Source organism: Actinobaculum sp. oral taxon 183 str. F0552, from assembly GCF_000466165.1.
Classification (GTDB): domain Bacteria; phylum Actinomycetota; class Actinomycetes; order Actinomycetales; family Actinomycetaceae; genus Peptidiphaga.
Genome location: NZ_KE951450.1, coordinates 1 through 6,535 on the forward strand (window position 1 = coordinate 1; position 6,535 = coordinate 6,535).

Consider the following 6,535-nt stretch of genomic DNA (forward strand, 5'->3'; position numbering starts at 1 on the left):
GCGGCGGGCCGACCCGACGGCCGCCCTTCGCGCTCTCTCCCGGGCGAATCCCATGCCCGCGAGGAGCGGAATGAGCAGCGGGCTCGCCGCGGCCAGGGCGCCGGCCCGGCCCGTCCAGTCGGCGTGCAGGGACAGGGCGGCTCCGGCGAGCACCGACAGGGCGACCGGAAGCAGCCGGTAGTCCTGCCCCGGCGGACGCATCGGCATCAGATTCGGACGGAGTCGCGGATCTTACTGAGCGTGGCCTTCCCGATGCCGGAGACGTCGAGGAGGTCGTCCACGCTCCGGAAGGGGCCGTTCTTCTCCCGCCATGTGACGATGGCGGCCGCGGTGGCCGGCCCGACCCCGGGCAGTCTCTGGAGTTCTGTGGCGTCCGCCGTGTTGATGTTGACCGAGAGCCTCTTCCCCGGGGAGCCCGCGCCCGCCGCGCCTCTGCCCCGACTCCCAGGGGTGCCCGTCTGCTTCCCGGAGTTGCCGGTCTGCTCCCCGACGCCCGCGACGTGTACGTGGTCGCCGTCGGCGACCGGGGCCGCGAGGTTCGTCTGGCCTCTGTCCGCTCTATCGGTCAGGCCGCCGGCTCGATCGACGACGTCGTTGACCCTCGATCCCGCCGCGACCGTGTAGACCCCCGGTTTCGCCACTTCGCCGGTGACGTACACGACCGCCGTCGTCCCCTTGCCGGCCCCGTGCCCGGAGCTCTCCCGCGCGGATGCCGAGGCTCCGGCGCTCGGCGACGCCCAGCCGCCGGACGACGGGGCTTTCCCGCGTGAGGCGGAGCCCGATGGAACGCGCCGGGACGTGCCCTCTTCGACTATGCCCGAAGAGTCGGACCGCTCGGGGCGCTGGAACGCCGTCCATCCCCACACAGCCAGGCATATGAGGGCGAGCGCGGCGAGAAGGACTCGCAGGGCCATGGCGTCGAGCCTCCACCGAGGCCGCGGCGAGGCCGTCGCGAGGGCGGCGACGTCCTCCCCCGTTCCGGACGCGAGGGCCAGGCTCGCCAGCCCGCGGACGCCGCTTCGCCGACAGCCGGCGTCGCGGTCCTCAGTCCGGGAACGCTCTTCGGGCGACCCATCCCGGCGCGAACCCGGATGAGTCGAGCGGTCTGCCGGCGCAGTCGGGATTTCGGCCGTGTCGTCCGCGTCCCACAGCCGGCGCCCGAGGTCCCCGGCGAACTCGGCGTCGCGAAAGCCTGCCGGAGCCTGCCCTGCGGGAGGGCCTTCGCCGGCCCGATGCGGCCCGTCGCCGGGTCGCAATGGCCCGCCCTTCGCGCCGTCCAGCGGAGGGAATCTGAGATCGCGCATTCGCGGCGGTGGAGGTTTCATGCCTCGAGTTTTCACGAATGCCCTCCGGCGGGCCGGCCGGCGAGAGTCGGTGGGGATCGGGGCGACGCCGGAGCAGCTTGTGGACCGCTCGACATCCTCACGCTCCCGCCCGCTCCGGGCGCCGGCGATCGCGCCGGTTCCCGATCCGACCGTCGTTCCGGTTAGCTGCGACGAGGCTGCTCCGACGGGACCCGGACCGGCGAGGGGCGCGGTTCCGCAGCGGCGACGCCGCGGGTCCGGCGGGCCCGTCGCCTAGCGGGACGGACGCCGCCGCCGAACGGATGAGGCCGCCGCGGCGCGAGGCGCGGCGATCACGCGATGTAGCTCAGCGTCGCGGTCAGCGAGCGGGTCCGCCCCGGCTCCAGGGCGAGACGCGCCTTCGCGTCGGCGCGGTTGAAGGCGTCGGAGAGGGCCGAACACGGTTCGAGGGCGATCGACTGGCGTTCGGCCCTGGGCAGTCCGTCGCCGGTGAAGACATGGACCACGGGCGCCTCGCTCGGTTCCTGCGTCAGGAGCACCCGGGAACCGCGGGCCGGATCGCGCAGTTCGGTGACGACGACTCCGTCCTCGTCGGGCACGAGATGGGTGTAGGCCTGGTCCATGCGCAGCGAGCCGATGTAGTCGTGCCGCACGGGAGCCTTGACTCCGGCGAAGGCTGCGTCGCCGGGGAGCGGGATGATCCGCGAATCGGTCAGGATCTTCATGCGCGCCGGAATGGCGAGCGAGAGATTCGAGATCCCCGCGAGCCCGGGCATACGCACGTACGGGTGCCATCCCAGGGTGACGGGGGCCGGCGCGTCCGAGTCGTTGCGGACGTCGATCGTGACGCTGAGGTTCTCCTGCTCGTCGCTTCCGGCCTCCAGGGCCACGATCACGGTGATCTCGAGGTCCCAGGGGTAGCCGTCATCCCCCTGAAGGCTCCCCTTCAGGACCAGGGGGTCGCCGGTGCCGACGCGGGCGAAGTCGAGGCCGGTCACACGCCCGCCCAGGCCCGACAGCTCGGCGCCGCCGGGAAGCCTGTGGCTGCGTCCCCCGAACGAATAGGCTCCGCCGGCCACGCGCCCGCACCACGGCGCCATGATGAGGCTCCGGTTTCCGATGTGCCCGTCGAGCTCCTCGCCGCTGACGTATCCGTCGATGACCTCGTCGCCTGGGCGAGGCTGCCACGAGAGCACCGTCGCGCCGCGTTCGGCGACGAGCGCCGTCGCACCGCTGGGCGAGGAGACCCGCCAGGCGGGCATTCCGAAGAAATCCTGACGTTCGACGGCGGTGACGTTCATGTGGCCCTCCTTAGGGGTCGATCTTAGGGGTCGATGGTGCCTTAGGGGACGATGTTGACCAGGCGCGGAGCGCGGACGACGATCTTGGCGGGTTCGCCGTCGAGGAACTTCCGCACTCGCTGGGAGGCCAGCGCCCGGGCCGCGAGGTCCTCCTCGGAGACGTCGGCCGGCACTTCGAGGCGGTCGCGCAGCTTCCCCCTGACCTGGACCACGCATGTCACAGTCTCGTCTACCAGAAGGGATTCGTCCTCCACAACCGGGAAGGCTTCCCGCGCCAGGGAGCCGGGGTGTCCGAGCCGCGACCACAGCTCCTCGGCGACGTGGGGGGCCACCGGCGAGACCATGAGCACGAGGGCCTCGGCGGCCCGGCGGGGGACCCTCGCCAGCGAGGTGAGGTGGTTGTTGAGGACGATCATCTTGGCGATCGCCGTGTTGATGCGCATCGCATCGTATTCGCCGCGAACGTCGGCGATCGTGCGGGCCAGGAGCCTGGCCGTCTCCCCCGTCACGGGCTCGTCGACGACGGTCGTCTCCCCCGTCTCCTCGTCGACGACGTTGCGCCACAGGCGCTGGAGGAAGCGCTGCGAGCCGACGACGGCGCGGGTCTCCCAGGGGCGCGACACGTCCAGAGGACCCATGGACATCTCGTAGAGTCTGAACGTGTCCGCGCCGTACTCCCGGCAGATCTCGTCGGGGGTCACGATGTTCTTCAGCGACTTGCCCATCTTGCCGTACTCGCGCGTGACGGCCCGTCCCCTCCATGTGTATCGGGTCTCGCCGCCGGATTCGGTCTCCTCGACCTCGTCCGCGGGAACGTACTGTCCGCGGGAGTCGACGTAGGCGTACGCCTGGATGTAGCCCTGGTTGAAGAGCCTGTGATAGGGCTCGGAGGAGCTCACGTGTCCGAGGTCGAAGAGCGCCTTGTGCCAGAAGCGCGCGTAGAGCAGGTGGAGAACCGCGTGCTCGACGCCGCCGACGTACAGGTCGGTCCCTCCGGATTCGTTGCCCTGGGCCGGGCGAGGCCCCATCCAGTAGGCCTCGTTCTCGGGGTCGCAGAGGGCCTCGCGGTTGTCCGGGTCGATGTAGCGAAGCTCGTACCAGCACGAACCCGCCCACTGCGGCATGGTGTTGGTCTCCCTGCGGTAGGCCTTGGGGCCGTCCCCCAGGTCGAGGGTGGCGTTCACCCATTCCGTCGCCCTGCCGAGCGGCGGTTCGGGCGAGGAATCGGCGTCGTCGGGGTCGAAGATGCGCGGCGAGTAGTCGGAGACCTCGGGGAGTTCGACGGGCAGGTGGCTTTCGGGCAGCGCGTGGGGGCGCCCGTCCTCGTCCCAGACGATGGGGAACGGTTCGCCCCAGTAGCGCTGCCGGGAGAACAGCCAGTCCCGCAGGCGGTGCGTGACGGCGGCCCTTCCCGCTCCGCGCGCTTCCAGCCAGGCGGTCGTCTCGGCCTTGGCCTCGTCCTTGCCCAGGCCGTCGAGGTTGAGCGTCCCGTTGGAGGAGTCGACGGCGACGCCGTCGCCCTCGTAGGCGGCCTGGTCGAGGTCCGGCCCGTAGGGGTCGTCCGCCGGGCCGATCGTCCGCACGACGTCCAGGTCGTAGGCGCGGGCGAAGTCCCAGTCGCGGGCGTCGTGGGCGGGGACGGCCATGATCGCCCCGGTGCCGTACCCCATGAGGACGTAGTCGGCCACGAAGACGGGGATCCGCTTTCCGTTGACGGGGTTCGTCCCGTACAGCCCTGAGAACACGCCGGTCTTGGTCCGGCCCTCGTCCACGCGCTCGACCTCGGTCTTGGCGTTCGCCGCCGCGCGATAGGAGGCAACGGCCTCCGCCGGGCTGGGCGCTCCGCCGGTCCACGCCTCCTTGGTCCCCTCGGGCCAGGCTCGGGGGACGCAGAGGGCATCGGCGTCGTCGTCCGCCCCCGGGGCGGTCCCCCCGAGGATCGGATGCTCGGGGGCAACGACCATGAACGTCGCCCCGAACAGGGTGTCCGGGCGCGTCGTGTACACCTCGAGGGAGCCGGCGGCGGGCACCTCGAACTCGACGACCGCTCCTTCGGAGCGCCCGATCCAGTTGCGCTGCATGACGCGCACCTTCTCGGGCCAGTCGATGGTGTCGAGGTCGTCGACGAGCCGGTCGGCGTACGCGGTGATGCGCATCATCCACTGGCGCAGGCTCCGTTTGAAGACGGGGAAGTTCCCCCGCTCGGAGCGCCCCTCGGCGGTCACTTCCTCGTTGGCCAGGACGGTTCCCAGGCCGGGGCACCAATTGACGGGGGCCTCGCTGACGTACGCCAGTCGGTACCCGTCGAGAACCTCGCCCTTCTCGCCTTCGTCGAGCTCGGCCCACGAACGGCCGTCGTCGAGGGTTCTCGCGCCCGAATCGAAGGCCGCGCGCAGCTCCGCGATGGGGCGGGCCGCTCCCCTTCCGCGGCCGTCGCGCCGCTCGGCCTCGGGGTCGAACCAGGAGTTGTAGACCTGCAGGAAGATCCACTGCGTCCAGCGGACGTAGTCGACGTCGGTGGTGGACAGGGAGCGCCTCGGGTCGTGCGACAGTCCGATCCTGCGGAGCTGGCGTCGCATGTTCGCGACGTTCTCCTCGGTCGTGACGCGAGGGTGCTGCCCGGTCTGCACGGCGTACTGTTCGGCGGGCAGGCCGAAGGCGTCGTATCCCATGGTGTACAGGACGTTCTTCCCGAGCATCCGCTGGTAGCGCGCGACGGTGTCGGTGGCGATGTATCCGAGCGGGTGGCCTACGTGCAGGCCCTTGCCCGAGGGGTAGGGGAACATGTCGAGGACGTAGTACTTGTCCCGTCCGACGTCGCCTTCGAGGTCTCCCACGGGGTTCGGAGCGTCGAACGTCCCCTCCGCCTCCCATCGCGCCTGCCACGCGGCCTCGATTTCGTTCGCCAGCTCGGCCGTGTACCGGAACGCCGGCGTTTCGGCGGCGAAGTCCTGCCCGCTCATCATGCTCCTTCGTTGTCGACGCTACGCCATAGGTTAACCCAGACGGTCCGTCCCCACCCGGTCTGTCCACTGTGAGCGTGACGCACTACGATCGGTGCATGAGCGTTTTCTCACGAATCATCGCAGGCGAGATCCCCGGCCGCTTCGTCTGGGCCGACGACGTGTGCGTCGCGATCGGCACCCACGAGCCCATCGCGGACGGCCACGTCCTCGTGATCCCCCGGGAGGAGGTCGCCAGGTTCACCGATCTCGACGACGTCGCCTTCGCGCACGTCTCGGTCGTCGCCAAGCACATCGGCAACGCGCAGATCCGCGCCTTCGGCGTGCCGCGCGCAATGGCCGTGATCGCGGGCCTGGAGGTGCCGCACGTCCACGTCCACGTCATCCCGGCCAGGAGCGAGGAGGACATCGTCTTCGCCAACGCCCGGGCGGGCCTGCCCGCCGAGGCCCTGGACGCGCCGATGGAACGGCTCCGCCAGGCGCTGCGGCAGGAGGGCTGGGGGGACTTCGTCCCCGAGGGCATGCACTCCCTGCGATGACGCCCCGGAAGCTCGAGGGCAACACGGGTCGAGGCCCGCATCTTTGAACGCTTGCGAGCGACGTCCCAGGAGCCTAGCCACGACCCCGCGGCGGCCACGACGGTCCTCGCCCGTCAACGCGCCCTTGGGCGCCGGGATCCGGCCGCCTTCCGGTCGGAGCCGGGGCCGCCTCGTCGCTAGGAGCCGAACACGGCGGGCCACTGCTCCCAGAAGCAGACGGCGGCTATCAGCGCGATGGCCGTGTAGGCGCTGACCACGAACGCCCACCGCCCCTTGACGAGGATGCGGCGCAGGGCGTCCGGGCCGGGGATGTGGCCCGCCTGGACGCTGCGCGCCAGGACGTGCACGATGAGCGGGATCGTGACGAACCAGGTCACCAGGCAGTAGGGGCACAGGGCTCTCTCGACCGCGAACGCATGATACTGGAA

At 70.9% G+C, this 6,535-nt stretch carries 5 protein-coding genes and 1 pseudogene; 1 reads left to right on the forward strand and 5 read right to left on the reverse strand.

Annotated elements, in window-relative coordinates:
• The 4 genes from HMPREF0043_RS07420 to HMPREF0043_RS07435 all read right to left on the reverse strand — a co-directional run.
• Positions 1–201: hypothetical protein (locus HMPREF0043_RS07420; RefSeq protein ID WP_232206078.1), on the reverse strand; the 201-nt coding region annotated here is incomplete at its 3' end.
• Positions 202–206: 5 nt separating this feature from the next.
• The gene (locus HMPREF0043_RS10295) at positions 207–1,304 is read right to left on the reverse strand and encodes a ComEA family DNA-binding protein (protein WP_021602389.1); all 1,098 of its coding nucleotides are present in this window, start codon (positions 1,302–1,304) and stop codon (positions 207–209) included.
• 332 nt (positions 1,305–1,636) lie between these two features.
• A complete protein-coding gene (locus HMPREF0043_RS07430; RefSeq protein WP_021602390.1) occupies positions 1,637–2,605 on the reverse strand; it encodes an aldose 1-epimerase in 969 nt (322 codons plus the stop codon).
• A 41-nt stretch (positions 2,606–2,646) separates the two neighbouring features.
• Positions 2,647–5,568 (reverse strand): leucine--tRNA ligase, encoded by a 2,922-nt coding sequence (locus HMPREF0043_RS07435; protein ID WP_040318125.1) that lies wholly within the window; start codon positions 5,566–5,568, stop codon positions 2,647–2,649.
• 98 nt (positions 5,569–5,666) lie between these two features.
• On the opposite strand from HMPREF0043_RS07435, the gene HMPREF0043_RS07440 reads away from it, so the two are divergent.
• On the forward strand, positions 5,667–6,107 hold the full coding sequence (locus tag HMPREF0043_RS07440) for an HIT family protein (protein ID WP_021602392.1): 441 nt from the start codon (positions 5,667–5,669) through the stop codon (positions 6,105–6,107).
• 176 nt (positions 6,108–6,283) lie between these two features.
• Here HMPREF0043_RS07440 and HMPREF0043_RS07445 read toward each other — a convergent pair.
• A pseudogene (locus tag HMPREF0043_RS07445) lies at positions 6,284–6,535 on the reverse strand (hypothetical protein); the annotation flags it as partial.

Excerpts from the sequence above, each read along its gene's own strand:
- HMPREF0043_RS10295 (WP_021602389.1), bottom strand. The coding sequence starts at position 1,304 with ATGCGCGATCTCAGATTCCCTCCGCTGGACGGCGCGAAGGGCGGGCCA.
- HMPREF0043_RS07430 (WP_021602390.1), bottom strand. The coding sequence starts at position 2,605 with ATGAACGTCACCGCCGTCGAACGTCAGGATTTCTTCGGAATGCCCGCC.
- HMPREF0043_RS07435 (WP_040318125.1), bottom strand. The coding sequence starts at position 5,568 with ATGAGCGGGCAGGACTTCGCCGCCGAAACGCCGGCGTTCCGGTACACG.
- HMPREF0043_RS07440 (WP_021602392.1), top strand. The coding sequence starts at position 5,667 with ATGAGCGTTTTCTCACGAATCATCGCAGGCGAGATCCCCGGCCGCTTC.